This is a genomic window from Pseudomonas frigoris, assembly GCF_047758635.1.
In the GTDB taxonomy this organism is placed as follows: domain Bacteria; phylum Pseudomonadota; class Gammaproteobacteria; order Pseudomonadales; family Pseudomonadaceae; genus Aquipseudomonas; species Aquipseudomonas frigoris.
Genome location: NZ_CP180479.1, coordinates 3,066,791 through 3,083,048, shown reverse-complemented (window position 1 = coordinate 3,083,048; position 16,258 = coordinate 3,066,791). Strand labels below are relative to the sequence as shown.

At 59.8% G+C, this 16,258-nt stretch carries 13 protein-coding genes; 8 read left to right on the top strand and 5 right to left on the bottom strand.

Annotated features, from left to right (window positions below):
* Positions 1-23 precede the first annotated feature (23 nt).
* Complete coding sequence (locus tag ACMXYH_RS14170; RefSeq protein WP_415767457.1) at positions 24-917, top strand: LysR substrate-binding domain-containing protein; 894 nt, start codon at positions 24-26, stop codon at positions 915-917.
* Here the strand turns inward: ACMXYH_RS14170 and ACMXYH_RS14165 are convergent.
* The 5 genes from ACMXYH_RS14165 to ACMXYH_RS14145 form a co-directional block, all read right to left on the bottom strand.
* On the bottom strand, positions 883-1,497 hold the full coding sequence (locus tag ACMXYH_RS14165; protein WP_129444576.1) for a GNAT family N-acetyltransferase: 615 nt from the start codon (positions 1,495-1,497) through the stop codon (positions 883-885). The two genes, ACMXYH_RS14170 and ACMXYH_RS14165, sit on opposite strands and share 35 nt — an antisense overlap.
* 14 nt (positions 1,498-1,511) lie before the next feature.
* On the bottom strand, positions 1,512-3,767 hold the full coding sequence (locus tag ACMXYH_RS14160; RefSeq protein ID WP_129444578.1) for an Orn/Lys/Arg decarboxylase N-terminal domain-containing protein: 2,256 nt from the start codon (positions 3,765-3,767) through the stop codon (positions 1,512-1,514).
* 127 nt (positions 3,768-3,894) lie between these two features.
* Positions 3,895-4,653 carry a DNA polymerase III subunit epsilon gene (gene dnaQ, locus ACMXYH_RS14155; RefSeq protein ID WP_129444580.1) on the bottom strand — a complete coding sequence of 253 codons (759 nt, stop codon included), beginning with the start codon at positions 4,651-4,653 and terminating at the stop codon, positions 3,895-3,897.
* A 222-nt stretch (positions 4,654-4,875) separates the two neighbouring features.
* Positions 4,876-5,328 (bottom strand): ribonuclease HI, encoded by a 453-nt coding sequence (rnhA, locus tag ACMXYH_RS14150; RefSeq protein WP_008152099.1) that lies wholly within the window; start codon positions 5,326-5,328, stop codon positions 4,876-4,878.
* Between the two features lie 92 nt (positions 5,329-5,420).
* Positions 5,421-6,179 (bottom strand): methyltransferase domain-containing protein, encoded by a 759-nt coding sequence (locus tag ACMXYH_RS14145; RefSeq protein WP_415767456.1) that lies wholly within the window; start codon positions 6,177-6,179, stop codon positions 5,421-5,423.
* 65 nt (positions 6,180-6,244) lie between these two features.
* Here ACMXYH_RS14145 and gloB point away from each other — a divergent pair, with 65 nt between their 5' ends.
* From gloB to ACMXYH_RS14110, 7 genes are all read left to right on the top strand, one after another.
* Positions 6,245-7,012 (top strand): hydroxyacylglutathione hydrolase, encoded by a 768-nt coding sequence (gloB, locus tag ACMXYH_RS14140; protein WP_347805458.1) that lies wholly within the window; start codon positions 6,245-6,247, stop codon positions 7,010-7,012.
* A 99-nt stretch (positions 7,013-7,111) separates the two neighbouring features.
* The gene (locus ACMXYH_RS14135) at positions 7,112-8,566 is read left to right on the top strand and encodes a transglycosylase SLT domain-containing protein (protein WP_415767455.1); all 1,455 of its coding nucleotides are present in this window, start codon (positions 7,112-7,114) and stop codon (positions 8,564-8,566) included.
* Between the two features lie 304 nt (positions 8,567-8,870).
* On the top strand, positions 8,871-10,703 hold the full coding sequence (locus tag ACMXYH_RS14130) for an extracellular solute-binding protein (protein WP_415767454.1): 1,833 nt from the start codon (positions 8,871-8,873) through the stop codon (positions 10,701-10,703).
* Positions 10,700-12,541, top strand: coding sequence for an extracellular solute-binding protein (locus ACMXYH_RS14125; RefSeq protein ID WP_415767453.1), 1,842 nt, complete (start codon positions 10,700-10,702; stop codon positions 12,539-12,541). Before ACMXYH_RS14130 ends, ACMXYH_RS14125 begins: the two co-directional genes overlap by 4 nt.
* A gap of 4 nt (positions 12,542-12,545) precedes the next feature.
* Complete coding sequence (locus tag ACMXYH_RS14120) at positions 12,546-13,619, top strand: microcin C ABC transporter permease YejB (RefSeq protein ID WP_415767452.1); 1,074 nt, start codon at positions 12,546-12,548, stop codon at positions 13,617-13,619.
* Position 13,620: 1 nt separating this feature from the next.
* Positions 13,621-14,640 (top strand): ABC transporter permease, encoded by a 1,020-nt coding sequence (locus tag ACMXYH_RS14115; protein WP_095128240.1) that lies wholly within the window; start codon positions 13,621-13,623, stop codon positions 14,638-14,640.
* Between the two features lies 1 nt (position 14,641).
* Positions 14,642-16,252, top strand: coding sequence for an ABC transporter ATP-binding protein (locus ACMXYH_RS14110; RefSeq protein ID WP_415767451.1), 1,611 nt, complete (start codon positions 14,642-14,644; stop codon positions 16,250-16,252).
* Positions 16,253-16,258 lie beyond the last annotated feature (6 nt).

Sequence of the window (16,258 nt, the reverse complement as noted above, 5' to 3'; positions counted from 1 at the left end):
CCTGCTGAACATGGACTTCACGCATGCGTTTACGTCATATCGAAGTGATCCAGGCGCTCCTGCAGACCGGTCACCTGGGCACCGCCGCCGAATGGCTGCAGTTGCCTGTGGCCGAAGTCGAAGGGATTCTGCGCGACGCCGAGGATCAGTTGGGTTTCATGCTGTTTTCCAGCGTGCGTGGACGCTTGCAGGCTACGCGCGAGGCGCGGGAGTTGCAGGTCCAGATCGCCCACGTCTATGAAGCGCTCGAGCCGGTCCAGCGGCTGGCCAACAGCCTCAAGCAATATCAGGCTCCGCCCTTGCGAATCGTCTGCACGCCGCCCCTGGCACAGCAGCTATTGCCACAGAGCATTGCCGCCCTGCGCCGACGCCTTCCTGACGCGCCTTGCACCCTTCTGAGCCAACCGACTCGCGAAATCGTCAGAAACCTGCTGCTGCGCGAAAGCGATCTGGGCCTGAGCCTGCATGACCCCGATCACGCCGACATTAATTGCCAGATGATTGCCCAAGGCAAACTTCAGTTGCTCGCGCCCCACGGCTGGTTGCAACCCAAACAAAAGTACATCGCGCTGCAGGACCTGGCCGGCCAATCGATGGTTGGCCTGGAAGGTCATGATCCGCTGAGCCCGGCGCTGGAAAACAAGCTGCATGCTCTGCGCCCTGCCCCGGTCATTCAGACCCGGGTACAGACTCACCAGATGATGCGCAGCATGGTCGAGGCCGGTGAAGGCCTGGCCATCGTCGACCCTTTCACCGCCCTCGGGGCCAAATCGGCCGGGCTGGATGCTTGCCCGCTGGCGCCGGCCGTGCCGATCAGCCTGTATGCCTTGACCCTCAACAACGGCGAGCCATCGCCAGCGGTTCAGGCATTGCTGGGCATCATCACGGAACAAGCCGTGGCGATGTTGGCGAACTAAGCGGCGCTTCCAGCGGATTATCGAACAATCGATACCAGAACAGCGCCACTTCGGCGGTGTTCGGATCGATTCCGCGATAACGCAGATGATCGATTCCGCCCAAGACGTAACCGCGGCGCTCATAGAGCAGGCAGGCTCCCAGGTTGTTGTTCTGGGTTTCGAGCATGATGCCCGGCAGTTTCTTTTTGCGGCTCCAGAACTGCGCCACATCCAGCAACGCCTTGGCCACGCCATGACGACGCGCTGGCGCATGCACCGCCAACTCGTCGATATGGGCAAAGCCGTTCCAGTTGGTACTGACCACCAGGTGACCCACGGGCTCATCATCGAGATAAGCCATGAAAATCGCGCTGTCAGCGGCATCGCGGAAACTGCTGAACTCTTCGGGGTCAATGCCGTAGCACTTGCGATAGGGCGTGATCGGCGTCACCGGCCACTGCTCCACCGGTTTGCCGATTTCGGCTGCGCCGTAGGCCGCGACTTCAAAACTGAAATCACTGCCCCAGATGTAGGCTGCAAAACCATCGTCGGCAACGCGCACCGACAGCCCTGGGTATTTCGGATTCATGATCGGTTGCATACTGGGAAAGGTCCTCATTCCTTGATGCAATCAACGGTGTAATGCCGTCCATTGCCCTCGTCTTCGTGTTGCAATCCGTGCACATCAGCGACAAACCCCGGGAAGCTGCTATCGAACGTGCGCGCAAATGCCAGGTAATCGATGATCGAGCGCGTCGACTCGGTAAAGCGCTCGCCGGGCATGATCAACGGAATACCCGGCGGGTACGGCACCAGCATGACAGCGGCGATCCGCCCATCCAGAGCATCGATCGACACCGCTTCAACCTCGCCACGCACTAATTGATCATAGGCGTCAGACGGCTTCATGGCGATTTCCGGCAGCACCGTGTACATGCGCTTGAGGTGTTTGGCCGTGGCATTGCTGCGGTAGCAGGCGTGCAATTGATCGCACAGATCGCGCAAACCCATGCCCTGATAGCGCGCGACATTCTCTTGCGCCACGCACGGCAGGCAAGTAGCGAGGCTGACATTGGCATCGTAGCTGCGCTTGAACTCCAGCAACTCGGTCAGCAGCGTGCTCCATTTACCCTTGGTGATGCCCATGGAGAACAGCACCAGGAACGAATACAGCCCGGTCTTTTCAACGACCAACCCACGCTCCCAAAGGAATTTGCTGACCACCGCCGCCGGAATCCCGCGCTCGCTGAGGGCGCCGCCTGCCGTCAGACCCGGCATCACCAACGTGACCTTGATCGGATCAAGCAGCACGTAATCGTCGGTCACACCGCCAAAGCCGTGCCAGTCAGCATCGGGTTGCAGCAGCCAGTCGTCGGTGACCACACGGTTGATGCCCTCCACCGACGGCGGTTGCCAGATGGAAAACCACCAATCGTCAGCGGCGATGTGCTGGCGCAAATTGGCCAGCGCCCGGCGGAAACTCAGCGCTTCGTCGAACATTTCCTGCAACAGCGAACGCCCGGCCGGGCCTTCCATCATGGCCGACGCCACATCCAGCGACGCGATGATGCTGTACTGCGGCGAGGTGGAGATGTGCATCATGAATGCTTCATTGAAGCGATCCCGATCCAGCTGCCGCGCGCCGCCGTCCTGGACGTGAATCATCGATGCCTGGCTAAACGCCGCCAGCAGTTTGTGGGTGGAATGGGTGGTGAACACCAGCGGGCCGTCTTCACTGCGGGAAGTGCCCATGCCGTAACGCCCGGCGAAGAACTCGTGAAACGCCGCGTAGGCGTACCAGGCCTCATCGAAGTGCAGGACCTCGACGCTGTTGCCCAGTTGCTGCTTGATCAGCTCAGCGTTGTAGCAGAGGCCGTCGTACGTCGAATTGGTCACCACCGCCAACTTGACCTTGGGCGCCCGGCCCTTGGTCAGCGGACTGGCGTCGATCTTGGCCTGAATCGATTCGCGGCTGAATTCGCTCAAGGGAATCGGACCGATGATCCCCAGCTCATTGCGCTCCGGGCACAGGTACAGCGGAATGGCGCCGGTCATGATGATCGAGTGCAATATCGACTTGTGGCAGTTGCGATCCACCAACACCAAGTCATCGCGAGCGACCATCGAATGCCAGACGATTTTGTTGGCGGTCGAGGTGCCATTGATCACGAAGAAGGTGTGATCGGCGCCGAAATTGCGGGCAGCACGGGCCTCGGCTTCTGCCAGCGGACCGGTGTGATCGAGCAAGGAACCGAGTTCCGGAACCGACACCGACAAATCGGATCGCAGGGTATTTTCCCCGAAGAACTGGTGAAACGCCTGGCCCACCGGGCTCTTGTGGTACGCCACGCCGCCGCCATGGCCGGGAGTGTGCCAGGAATAATTGGAGTCGGCCGTGTGCTGCACCAGCGCTTTGAAAAACGGCGGCAGCAGACCATCCAGATATTTGCGTGCCGCTCGAGCGACCTGCCTGGCCAGAAAAGGCACGGTGTCTTCGAACAGATAAAGAATCCCGCGCAGTTGATTGAGTTCAGCCATGGCGTCGGCCGGAGCGTTCTCCAGGGTCACCTGCTCACCCAGCGCGAAGATCGGCAAGTCGGGCGCACGCACCCGCGCCAGGCCGATCAGCTCGGCCATGTTGTGCAATAGATGAGAGTGGGTACTGGCGTCTTCGGCCGCAATCAACATGCAGGAAAGACCGTGATGGGTCGAGGCAACCAGACGCCCTTCGGTGTAATCCACCGCCGAGACAATGCTGAAGCCTTCCTGCTCCAGCTCCCGGGCGATGCCACGCACGCGATCACCGGCGACGGTGTCGGCCTTGATGTCGCGATGGACGATCAGGACCGGGAATTTCAAATCTTTATACATGGGGCTCAGTATCCTGAGGCGGCAGACCGTGGTCCGCCAATCACCTCAGGGTAGAGGGTTCGAGCGCATGTGGCGAGTGCGGTGCCCCGAAGGAGGTCATCGGGCGCACCATTGTGTGGCGAGAAAATCAGGCTTGAGCCTTGGCCTCGGCCAGTTGTTGCCAGAGTGACGCCGCGCCGGCGGATTTGGCGATGGCTTCCAGGCGTGCCACGTGTCGGGCCAGGTCATCTTCGCTGGCACGGATAATCCGCGTCGGTTGACGATCGACCGGCAGGCGGCGGATCTCGGTGGCGGAGTTGTCCGCACCTTCCCCGGAACCGTTGCCGTCGGAAGCATTACCAGCCAGGGACAGGCTGGTCTGGCCGCCCGTCATGGTCAGGTAAACGTCGGCGAGGATCTCGGAGTCGAGCAAGGCGCCGTGCAGTTCACGACCGGAGTTGTCGACGCCATAGCGTTTGCACAAGGCGTCGAGGCTGTTGCGCTGCCCCGGGTGACGTTCCCGGGCCATCATCAGGGTGTCGAGGATCGAGCAGTGCTGCGTGATGTCCGCACGATCGTGCTGGCCCATCAGGGCGAATTCGTTGTTGATGAAGCCAACGTCGAACGCCGCGTTATGGATGATCAGCTGCGCACCCTTGATGAATTCAAAGAATTCATCGGCCACTTCAGTGAAGCGCGGCTTGCCGACCAAAAATTCGTTGGTGATGCCGTGGACGCCAATGGCGCCTTCATCACTCTCGCGGTCCGGTTGCAGGTAAACGTGGAAATGCCGGCCCGTCAGGCGCCGACCGATCAACTCGACACAACCGATTTCGATAATCCGGTGGCCGTCGGTCACCGGCATGCCGGTGGTTTCGGTATCGAGTACAACGGATCTGGTGGCCATCAGTGCTCAGCTCTCAACGGGTCATTCGTGCAAAAGCGGCGATGTTAACACGCCGTGCCGCCAGGTGACTGGCGTCTTGATGCCGTGAACACGGCCCCTGTAGGAGCTGTCGAGTGCAACGAGGCTGCGATCTTTTGATCTTGTCTTTAAAAAACAAAGTCAAAAGATCGCAGCCTCGTTGCACTCGACAGCTCCTACACAGCCCTACAGGGGATTCAGCAGTCAGGCTTGTTTGTAACCGCGCACTTCATCCACGCCACGGTTGGCCAATTGGTCGGCGCGTTCGTTGCCATGGTGACCGATGTGGCCACGCACCCATTTCCAGGTGACGTTGTGGCGATTGACCTGCTCATCCAGCAACTTCCACAGATCAGCGTTTTTTACCGGTTCTTTCGCGGCGGTTTTCCAGCCGCGTTTCTTCCAGTTGTCCATCCACTCGTTGATGCCTTTCATCACATACTGCGAGTCGGTGACCAGCAGCACGTCGCAGGAGCGCTTGAGTTCTTCAAGGCCACGGATCGCGCCCATCAACTCCATGCGGTTATTGGTGGTGTTGGCTTCGCCGCCCCACAGTTCTTTTTCAATGCCCTTGCACACCAGCAACGCGCCCCAGCCGCCAGGGCCAGGATTGCCTTTACAGGCGCCGTCAGTGAAGAGTTCTACGCTATCGCTCATGCCAATCTATCCAGAAAATGCGGTGGCTCGCCGATCGGTGATCGACGATGCCCGAGGCCGGGGCAAACCCGGCCGGGAAAATAAAAAGTGTATTACGGATCGATGCGGCGACGATTGACCTTGGCCATTGGCAATGGAATCAGCTTGCCCATCGGTTCGCGCCGCTCCTGACGGACGGGCCGCAGGCCCACCACGATCTTGCGCGCAACCAATAAATAGAAGCCGCCACCCGACAGTTGCCAGTCACCGGCCTTGCGCTCCCAACCGGCCAGACGAGCCTGCCAGGCGGGTGACGCAAGCGGCGGACGATAGCATCCGAAGCGGCGTTTCTCCAGCGCGAAGCCCAGCAGGTTCAACCAGTCACCGACTCGCGATGGGGAGATGCAGCGAGCCTTGCGCAAGGCGTCGTGAGCAAAAACGTGACGCAAGCCCCAGGTGCTCCAGGGGTTGATCCCGACGATCAGCAGATGCCCGCCGGGCCGCACGCTGCTCGCCGCTTCGCGCAGCAGGCCGTGGGGCGACAGGCAGAAATCCAGCCCATGCTGCAACACCACCACGTCGGCGGCATGCTCGCTTAAAGGCCACGCCTGCTCTTCGCAGACGATCTCGACACCCGGCAATGGCGCGCCGAGCCGCACATTGCGCTGGACTTGCGGCGCCGACGGCGGCGTTTGGGCCGACGGACCGTAATGCACCAGGTAGCCACCGAAGAACCGTCCCAACTCGTCTTCGAGCATGCGACGTTCTTCGTCCAGCAGAAATTGCCCGATGGGGCCGGACAGCCATTCTCGGGCCGCGCTGATCAATGTCAGCCATTCAGGATCAGCCTGAGCGAACGCTTTATCGGCCATTGCATTCTCCAACGCGCCAGGAAGTTCTAAGATGCGCCATTGTTTTCCGCTTGGCGAATCCGACGATGATACAGATCAGTGCCCTGCCCGCCTTCACCGACAACTACATCTGGTTGTTACAAGACCACCGCACCCAGCGCTGCGCAGTGGTCGATCCGGGCGATGCCGCGCCGGTGCAGGCCTGGCTCGCAGCGCATCCGGGTTGGGTGTTGAGTGATATTTTGATCACTCACCATCATCATGACCACGTCGGCGGCGTCGAGCAGCTGAAAAAAGCGACAGACGCGACAGTCTACGGTCCGGCCAGCGAAACCATCCCGCTCCGGGACGTGGCCCTCAAGGACAACGACCGCGTCAGCGTGCTGGGCTGGGACTTCGATGTCTTTGCCGTCCCCGGCCATACCTTGGGGCATATCGCCTATTACCATCATGGTTTGCTGTTCTGCGGTGACACCCTGTTTGCCGCCGGTTGCGGGCGCTTGTTCGAAGGCACGCCGGAGCAAATGCATACCTCTCTGACCCGCCTTGCCGCGCTGCCTGAGGATACGCTGGTCTACTGCACTCACGAATACACCCTGAGCAACCTGAAGTTTGCCGCAGCGGTCGAACCAGGCAATCCGGACACCACCGCACGTCTGGAAAAAGTCACCGAACAACGTGAAGCAGGAATCATGACGCTGCCCTCTACTCTGGCGCTTGAAAAGCTTACCAACCCGTTTTTACGTGTCGACGAAACATCCGTTAAAGAAAAAGTGGACGAACGGAATGGAACCCAAAACCGTGCTCCGAGTGCGGTTTTTGCTGCCTTGCGGGCTTGGAAAGATAAGTTCTAAGCTGGCTACCTGTTGGTACAAAAATTCTGAATGGTTGACCGCAGGGGGTGCGCTTTCTAGAATCGCCCGACATTTTTGCCCGGAACTTACTTCCAGCCAATGTCGTCATCTATTCGTAAAGCCATCAATTCAGACGCATTGACCCGATTGGCTCAAGCCATCGCGGTGGCTGTGTCCGCCACTCTGGCGGGCTGCTCAAGCCATGTGCCGCAGACCGAAGCGACACACACTCCGAATATCGCCGCCCGAGCCAAACAGAAGCCTATCTGGCTCAGCGAAAAACCGACGCCGCAAATTCCGCAAGATGTCTGGGAGCGCATGCGCCAGGGCTTCCAGTTGCAGGACAACCTGGGTGTCAACCCGCGCATCGAGCAACAGCGCCTGTGGTTCGCCAGCAACCCGTCCTTCCTCGAAAACGCTGGCGAACGCGGCAGCCTCTACATTCACTACATCGTCGAACGCCTTGAAGAACGCAACATGCCGCTGGAACTGGCGCTGCTGCCAGTGATTGAAAGCGCCTACAACCCGATGGCCTATTCCCGGGCCGACGCGGTTGGCTTGTGGCAATTCATCCCTTCCACCGGGCGTTACTTCAACCTGCGTCAAACCCGTTTCTATGATGGCCGTCGCGATATCACCGCCTCGACCACCGCGGCCATGGATTACCTGACCCGCCTGCACGACATGTTCAACGGTGACTGGCTGCTGGCCCTGGCGGCGTACAACGCCGGCGAAGGCACCGTCAGCCGGGCCATCGAGCGTAACGAAAGGCTCGGTTTGCCGACCGATTACTGGAACCTGCCGCTGCCGGCCGAAACCCAGGCCTACGTGCCGAAGCTGCTGGCCTTGTCGCAAGTGGTGCTGGCACCTGAAGCCTACGGCGTGAACCTGAACCCGATCGCCAACGAACCGTACTTCCAGGTCGTCGAAATCAACCAGCGCATGGACCTGTCCAAGGTCGCCGCGGTGGCTAACATCGACGAAGACGAACTGTTCCAGCTCAACCCGGCCTTCAAGCAGCGCACCACCATCGATGGCCCCCAGCATTTGCTGGTGCCAACGTCCAAGGCGCAACTTTTGACGGCCAGCCTGTCGACCATGCGTCCTGAAGAGTTGATCAGCAAGAAGCCGCTCAAGCCGGTATTCGAAGGCTCGGACGACTCCGAACTCGCCAGTCTCAAACGCGCTTACCGCGTTAAACGCGGGGACAACCTGGCGGCCATCGCCAAGGCCAACAAGGTCGACATCAAGGACTTACAGCGCTGGAACAAGATGACCGGCAAGAACCTCAAGGTTGGCCAGACCCTGGTGATGCAGGACACCACCAAGCGTAGCGGTAGTCGCGTCAACACGGTCGTGGCGGCGAACAGCAAAACCAACAGCAAAGCAGTCAAGGAAAAGCCGCAGACCCAATACAAGGTCCAGCAAGGCGATTCGCTGTATATGGTTGCCAAACGTTTCAATGTTGAAATGCAACACCTCAAGCGCTGGAACCCACGTGTTGGCCAGGCGCTGAAGCCTGGGCAGATGCTGACGGTGGCTTCGCCGCACTAAAATGAGCCCCTGATTTCAGGGGCTTTTTTTGGCCTGCTATTTGAGGTTTTTGTGGCGAGGATACTTACCCCAATACACCGAAATCCTAGTGGGAGCGAGCTTGCTCGCGATAGCAGTTTTACATTCAACACGCATGTTGCCTGTCAGTCCGCTATCGCGAGCAAGCTCGCTCCCACAGTTTCTGCGCCCTATCGGCCCATCGCGCCAGCAATTAACCCCGCATTAAGTCCCGTCTTTTTCCTGTCGATACAAGCTGTTACTGTACGGGCCACAAAGCCCAAGCCGCCTGGATCGGATCCCTGACTTGAAGCGTCCCCTCCTCCTGCTCCTGATCAGCCTGGCCTTGAGCTCCCCCGCAAGCGCGACGATCAGCGAAAGCCATGGTTATGCGCAATTCGGCACGCTCAAGTACCCGGCCAGATTTACCCACTTCGACTGGGTCAACCCGCAAGCGCCCAAGGGCGGTACGTTGCGGGTGATGGCGTTTGGCACCTTCGATACGCTCAACCCCTACACCTTCAAGGGTTCAAGCCCGGTTTCCACGCCGAATTTCCTGCAATACGGCATCAACGAGCTCAACGAACCGTTGATGGTCGGCACCGGCCAGTACGCGCCGTCCGGCGATGAACCGACCTCCAGCTATGGCCTGATCGCACAATCGGTGGAATACAGCGAAGACCGCAGCTGGGTAGTGTTCAATCTGCGCCCCGAAGCGCGTTTCCACGATGGCACGCCGATTACCGCCTATGACGTGGCGTTCTCCTACCGTTTGTTGCTCAAGGAAGGCCATCCGCAATACCGCACCAACCTCCAGGAAGTGTCGCGGGTCGACATCCTCAATCCGCAGCGCATTCGTTTCGTCTTCAAGCGCGCCGGCAATCCGTTGCTGATCCTGCGCCTGGGCGAATTGCCGGTGCTGCCCCAGCATTACTGGAAAGGTCGCGACTTCAAGGCCACCACCTTCGAACCGCCGCTGGGTAGTGGGCCATATCGAATCACGTCGGTAGAGCCAGGACGGCGGATCATTTTCGAGCGGGTCAAGGACTACTGGGGCAAGGACTTGCCGGTCAATCGCGGCAAATACAACTTCGACCGCATGGAAGTCGAGTTCTACCGTGACAGCGACGTCGCGTTCGAAGCCTTCAAGGCCGGCGAATTCGACATCTATATCGAGCACCAGGCGAAGAACTGGGAAAACGGCTACAGCTTCCCGGCGGTGCGACGCGGCGACGTCATCAAGGCGCAAATACCGCATCAGATCCCGACCCAGAGCCAGGGGCTGTTCATGAACACCCGGCGCCCGGCCTTCTCCGAGACCAAAGTCCGTGAAGCGCTGGGCCTGATGTTCGACTTCGAGTGGACCAATCGCACCCTGTTCAGCGGCGCCTACAAACGCGCCATGAGCTACTACCCCAACAGCGAATTCTCCGCGACTGGCCTTCCGGTCGGCCATGAATGGCTGATGCTCACGCCGTATCGCGAGCAGTTGCCCGCCAAGCTCTTCACCGAGCCGTTCAGCCTGCAGCAGACCCAAGGGCGCGGCATCCCCCGGGAAACCATGCGCAAGGCCTTGGGCCTGCTTGCCGAGGCCGGCTGGAAGCTCAGTGGCCAGCACGTTCAGAACGCCGCAGGCCAACCGTTGCGTTTGGAGATCCTGCTGGTCAACCCGAACCTGGAACGCATCCTTCAGCCTTACGTCGAGAACCTCGCCAGCATCGGCATCGATGCCCGGCTGCGTACGGTTGATCGCGCCCAGTACAAGCAACGCCTCGATCAGTTCGATTTCGACATGATCCTGATGACCCTCAACCAGACGCTCAGCCCGGGCCTGGAACAATGGCAGTACTTCCATTCCAGCCAGGTCGGGGTCAAGGGCAGCAAAAACTACGCCGGTATTGCCAATCCGGTGGTCGACCATTTACTCGAACAATTGCTCGCCGCCCAGACCCGCGATGAACAGGTCGCCGCCGGCAAGGCCCTGGACCGGGTGTTGCTGTGGCAGCACTACATCATTCCCAACTGGTATCTCAATTATCACCGCCTGGCCTACCGCAACCGGTTCGCCTTCGTCACCACGCCGCCCTACACGTTGGGCCTGAGCGCGTGGTGGCTGAAATCTTCGGAGAAAGATCGATGAAACCCATACGCGCCCTGCTCTTGCAGGCCAGCGGTCTGTTGTTCGCCGGGCTGGCCTGTGCCGCCCCGCAACATGCCCTGACCCTGTACAACGAGCCGCCGAAATACCCGGCCGACTTCAAACATTTCGATTACGTGAACCCCGAGGCGCCCAAGGGCGGGATCTTCCGTCAGGCCGGTTTCGGCGGCTTTGACAGCCTCAATCCCTTCATCAACAAGGGTGTCGCGGCCGACGACATCAGCATGATCTACGACACCCTGGCCAAACAGGGCCTGGATGAACCGTTCACCGAGTACGGCCTGGTCGCCAGCAAGATCGAAAAAGCCCCGGACAACAGCTGGGTGCGTTTCTACCTGCGCCCCGAAGCGCGCTTCCACGATGGGCATCCGATGCGCGCCGAGGACGTGGTGTTCAGCTTCCAGACCCTGATCAAGGACGGCGCGCCGCTGTACCGCGGTTACTACAGCGATGTCGAGGAAGTGGTCGCTGAAGATCCGCTGACGGTACTGTTCAAGTTCAAACACAACAACAACCGTGAACTGCCGCTGATCCTCGGCCAGTTGCCGGTGCTGCCCAAGCATTGGTGGGCGACGCGCGATTTCACCAAGGGCAACCTGGAAATGCCGTTGGGCAGCGGCCCGTACAAGGTCAGCGAAGTCAAGGCCGGGCGTTCGGTGCGCTATGAGCGGGTCAAGGATTACTGGGGAAAGGACCTGCCGGCCAACCGCGGGTTCTACAACTTCGACGTGATGACCACCGACTACTACCGCGACAACACCGTGGCCCTGGAAGCGCTCAAGGCCGGGCAGTTCGATTACTGGCTCGAAATGGCAGCAAAGAACTGGGCCAACGCCTACAACATTCCGGCCGTCACCGAGGGCCGGTTGATCAAGGAGCAGATCCCCAACGGCAACCCCACTGGCATGCAAGGCTTTGTATTCAACCTGCGCCGCCCGGTGTTCCAGGATGTGCGCGTGCGCCAGGCCCTGACCCTGTTGCTGGACTTCGAATGGACCAACAAACAACTGTTCAACGGCGCCTACGTGCGCACCCGCAGTTATTTCGAGAATTCGGAAATGGCTGCCAGCGGCCTGCCGGACGCCGATCAATTGGCGATCCTCGACCCGTTCCGCGGCAAGATCCCCGAGCAGGTGTTCAGCGAGGCGTTCCAGAACCCAATGACCGACGCCAGCGGCATGATCCGCGCCCAGCAGCGCAAAGCCTATCAACTGCTGCAAGAGGCGGGCTGGCGGATCGTCGATGACAAGATGGTCGACGCCAAGGGCAAACCGGTGACCATCGAGTTCCTGTTGGCCCAGACCGAATTCGAGCGGGTGCTGCTGCCGTTCAAGCGCAACATGAGCGACTTGGGGATTGACCTGGTGATCCGCCGGGTCGACGTCTCGCAGTACATCAACCGTGTGCGTTCACGGGACTTCGACATGATCGTCGGCAGCTTCCCGCAGTCCAACTCGCCGGGCAACGAGCAACGCGAGTTCTGGATGTCCGCCGCCGCCGACAAACCCGGCAGCCGCAACTCCATGGGCCTGAAAGACCCGGTGGTGGACCAGTTGGTCGAGCAACTGATCAACGCCGATTCGCGCAAAAGCCTGGTGGCCCATGCACGCGCGCTGGACCGCGTGCTGCAATGGGGCTATTACGTGATCCCCAACTGGCACATCAAGACTTGGCGCGTGGCGTACTGGAACCACATCGGCCACCCGAAAATCTCCCCCAAGTACGACATCGGCATCAACACCTGGTGGGTCAAGCCCGATGCCAAACCTGCGGTAGAAGTCGAAACCAAACTGCAAGCCGACCCTGCGGGCACGGAGTAATCAGATGCTGGCGTATATTTTTCGGCGACTGCTGCTGATCATCCCGACCTTGCTCGGCATTTTGCTGATCAACTTTGTGATCATCCAGGCCGCCCCCGGCGGGCCGGTGGAGCAGATGATCGCCAAGCTCGAAGGCTTCGAAGGGGCCACCAGCCGCATTGCCGGTGGCGGTGCCGAAGTCTCGGTGGCGGGCTCCGCCTATCGCGGTGCCCAGGGCCTGGACCCGATGCTGGTCAAGGAAATCGAGCACATGTACGGCTTCGATAAATCGGCGCCGGAACGCTTGTGGATCATGATCAAGAACTACGCCACCCTGGATTTCGGTGACAGCTTCTTCCGCGACGCCAAGGTCATCGACCTGATCAAGGAAAAGATGCCGGTGTCGATCTCCCTCGGGCTGTGGAGCACGCTGATCATGTACCTGGTGTCGATCCCGCTGGGGATCGCCAAGGCCACGCGACACGGCAGCCACTTCGACGTCTGGACCAGTTCGGCAATCATTGTCGGTTACGCAATCCCGGCGTTCCTGTTCGCCATCCTGCTGATCGTGGTGTTCGCCGGCGGCAGCTATTTTGACTGGTTCCCGCTCAGAGGGCTGACCTCCAACAACTTCGACGAATTGAGCATGGGCGGCAAGGTGCTCGATTACTTCTGGCACCTGGCATTGCCGGTGACGGCGCTGGTGATCGGCAACTTCGCGACCATGACCCTGCTGACCAAGAACAGCTTTCTCGACGAAATCAACAAACAATACGTGGTCACCGCCAAGGCCAAGGGCTTGACCAATCACCGCGTGCTCTACGGCCATGTGTTCCGCAACGCCATGCTGCTGGTGATCGCCGGGTTCCCGTCGGCGTTTATCGGCATCTTCTTCACTGGCTCGTTGCTGGTAGAGGTGATCTTCTCCCTCGACGGCCTCGGGCTGATGAGTTTCGAGTCGGCGATCAATCGCGATTACCCGGTGGTTTTTGGCACGCTTTTCATCTTCACTTTGTTGGGACTGGTGGTGAAATTGATCGGCGACCTCACCTACACCTTTGTCGATCCGCGCATCGACTTCGAAAGCCGGGAGCATTGAGATGAATTTGTCCCCTCTCAATCGCCGACGCTTCGAACTGTTCAAGGCCAACAAGCGTGGCTGGTGGTCGCTGTGGCTGTTTCTGCTGCTGTTTGGGCTGAGCCTCGGCGCCGAGTTGATCGCCAACGACAAACCGCTGGTGGTGCACTACGACAACGGCTGGTACTTCCCGGCGCTCAAGCGTTACCCGGAAACCACCTTCGGCGGCGAGTTTCCGCTGGAAGCCAACTACAAGAGCCCGTACATCCGCGAATTGCTCAAGGAAAAAGACGCCTGGGTCCTGTGGGCGCCGATTCCCTACAGCTATCAAAGCATCAACTACGACCTGAAAGTCCCGGCCCCAGCGCCGCCTTCCACCGACAACCTGCTGGGTACTGACGATCAGGGCCGCGACGTGTTGGCGCGGGTGATTTACGGCTTCCGGATTTCGGTGCTGTTTGCCCTGACGCTGACCATTCTCAGCTCGATCATCGGCGTGATTGCCGGGGCCTTGCAGGGTTTCTACGGCGGCTGGGTGGATTTGGCCGGGCAGCGCTTTCTGGAGATCTGGTCTGGGCTGCCGGTGCTGTACCTGCTGATCATTCTCGCCAGTTTCGTCCAGCCGAATTTCTGGTGGCTGCTGGGGATCATGCTGCTGTTCTCGTGGATGAGCCTGGTGGACGTGGTCCGCGCCGAATTCCTGCGAGGGCGTAATCTGGAATACGTGCGCGCCGCGCGGGCGTTGGGGATGCAAAACGGGGCGATCATGTTCCGTCACATCCTGCCCAACGCCATGGTCTCGACCATGACCTTCATGCCGTTCATCCTGACCGGCGCCATCGGCACCCTGACCGCGCTGGATTTCCTCGGCTTCGGTTTGCCGCCGGGCGCGCCGTCCCTCGGTGAACTGGTGGCCCAGGGCAAATCCAACCTGCAAGCGCCGTGGCTCGGCATGAGCGCGTTTGCCGTGCTGGCGTTGATGTTGAGTTTGCTGGTGTTCATCGGCGAGTCCGCTCGCGATGCCTTCGACCCGAGGAAGTGAAATGAATCAGGACAATCTGATCGAAGTGCGCGACCTGGCCGTCGAATTTGTCGTTGGCGAGCGCGTTCAACGAGTGGTCGAAGGCGTGAGCTTCGATATCAAGCGCGGGGAAACCCTGGCCCTGGTGGGCGAAAGTGGCTCCGGCAAATCGGTGACCGCCCACTCGATCCTGCAGCTGTTGCCTTACCCGCTCGCCCGGCATCCGTCCGGGACCATCGAGTACTCCGGGCAAAATCTGTTGAGCCTGAAAGAGAAAACCATCCGCCACATCCGCGGCAACCGGATCGCGATGATCTTCCAGGAGCCAATGACCTCGCTCAATCCGCTGCACTCGATCGAGAAGCAGATCAATGAAGTGTTGAGCACCCACAAAGGCCTGATCGGCAAAGTCGCGACCAAGCGCACGCTGGAGCTGCTGGAAATGGTCGGCATCCCGGAGCCCGAGAAGCGCCTCAAGGCCCTGCCCCATGAATTGTCTGGCGGCCAGCGTCAGCGGGTAATGATTGCCATGGCCCTGGCCAACGAGCCGGAACTGCTGATCGCCGACGAGCCAACCACCGCGCTGGACGTAACCGTTCAGCTGAAAATCCTCGTATTGCTCAAGGAATTACAGGCCCGATTGGGCATGGCGCTGCTACTGATCAGTCACGATTTGAACCTTGTGCGAAGAATTGCGCATCGCGTATGTGTCATGCAGCGCGGTTGCATCGTCGAACAGGCATCGTGCGAAGAGTTGTTCCGCGCACCGCAGCATCCGTACACTCGGGAACTGCTGGCAGCGGAGCCCAGCGGCAAGCCGGCAACTAACGTTATCGGCCCGCCATTGCTGCAAGTCGAGGACCTGAAAGTCTGGTTCCCGATCAAGAAAGGCTTTCTGAAAAAGACCGTCGACCACATCAAAGCGGTGGACGGAATCAATTTCAGCCTGTCTCAGGGCCAGACTCTGGGGATTGTGGGAGAAAGCGGTTCGGGCAAGTCGACACTGGGTTTGGCGATTTTGCGGCTGATCGGCAGCAAAGGCGCCATCCGTTTTGAAGGCAAGCAGCTAGACTGCCTGACGCAGCAACAGGTTCGACCGCTGCGGCGGGAGATGCAGGTGGTGTTTCAGGACCCGTTCGGCAGCCTGAGCCCACGGATGTGCGTGAGCCAGATCGTCGGCGAAGGCCTGCGGATTCACAAGATGGGCACCGAGGCGGAGCAGGAACTGGCGATTATTGCGGCACTCAAGGAGGTAGGTCTGGACCCGGAAACCCGGAACCGCTACCCCCACGAATTTTCCGGTGGGCAACGGCAGAGAATCGCCATTGCCCGGGCATTAGTGCTAAAACCGGCGTTGATTCTGCTGGACGAGCCGACTTCGGCTCTCGACCGGACAGTGCAGCGCCAAGTGGTGGAGCTTTTACGTGCACTGCAAACCAAGTACAACCTGACGTATCTGTTTATCAGCCATGACCTGGCTGTCGTCAAAGCACTGAGCCACCAGCTGATGGTGGTCAAGCAAGGCAAAGTGGTCGAACAGGGAGACGCGCAAAGTATTTTTGCGGCCCCCAAACATCCGTATACACAGCAGTTGCTGGAAGCCGCTTTCCTGGCCCCAGCCACTGCGCAATAACCTGAA

Coding starts and splice junctions, on each gene's coding strand:
- gloB (WP_347805458.1), top strand. CDS start 6,245: ATGATACAGATCAGTGCCCTGCCCGCCTTCACCGACAACTACATCTGG.
- ACMXYH_RS14145 (WP_415767456.1), bottom strand. CDS start 6,179: ATGGCCGATAAAGCGTTCGCTCAGGCTGATCCTGAATGGCTGACATTG.
- dnaQ (WP_129444580.1), bottom strand. CDS start 4,653: ATGGCCACCAGATCCGTTGTACTCGATACCGAAACCACCGGCATGCCG.
- rnhA (WP_008152099.1), bottom strand. CDS start 5,328: ATGAGCGATAGCGTAGAACTCTTCACTGACGGCGCCTGTAAAGGCAAT.
- ACMXYH_RS14115 (WP_095128240.1), top strand. CDS start 13,621: ATGAATTTGTCCCCTCTCAATCGCCGACGCTTCGAACTGTTCAAGGCC.
- ACMXYH_RS14160 (WP_129444578.1), bottom strand. CDS start 3,767: ATGTATAAAGATTTGAAATTCCCGGTCCTGATCGTCCATCGCGACATC.
- ACMXYH_RS14165 (WP_129444576.1), bottom strand. CDS start 1,497: ATGCAACCGATCATGAATCCGAAATACCCAGGGCTGTCGGTGCGCGTT.
- ACMXYH_RS14110 (WP_415767451.1), top strand. CDS start 14,642: ATGAATCAGGACAATCTGATCGAAGTGCGCGACCTGGCCGTCGAATTT.
- ACMXYH_RS14170 (WP_415767457.1), top strand. CDS start 24: ATGCGTTTACGTCATATCGAAGTGATCCAGGCGCTCCTGCAGACCGGT.
- ACMXYH_RS14135 (WP_415767455.1), top strand. CDS start 7,112: ATGTCGTCATCTATTCGTAAAGCCATCAATTCAGACGCATTGACCCGA.
- ACMXYH_RS14120 (WP_415767452.1), top strand. CDS start 12,546: ATGCTGGCGTATATTTTTCGGCGACTGCTGCTGATCATCCCGACCTTG.
- ACMXYH_RS14125 (WP_415767453.1), top strand. CDS start 10,700: ATGAAACCCATACGCGCCCTGCTCTTGCAGGCCAGCGGTCTGTTGTTC.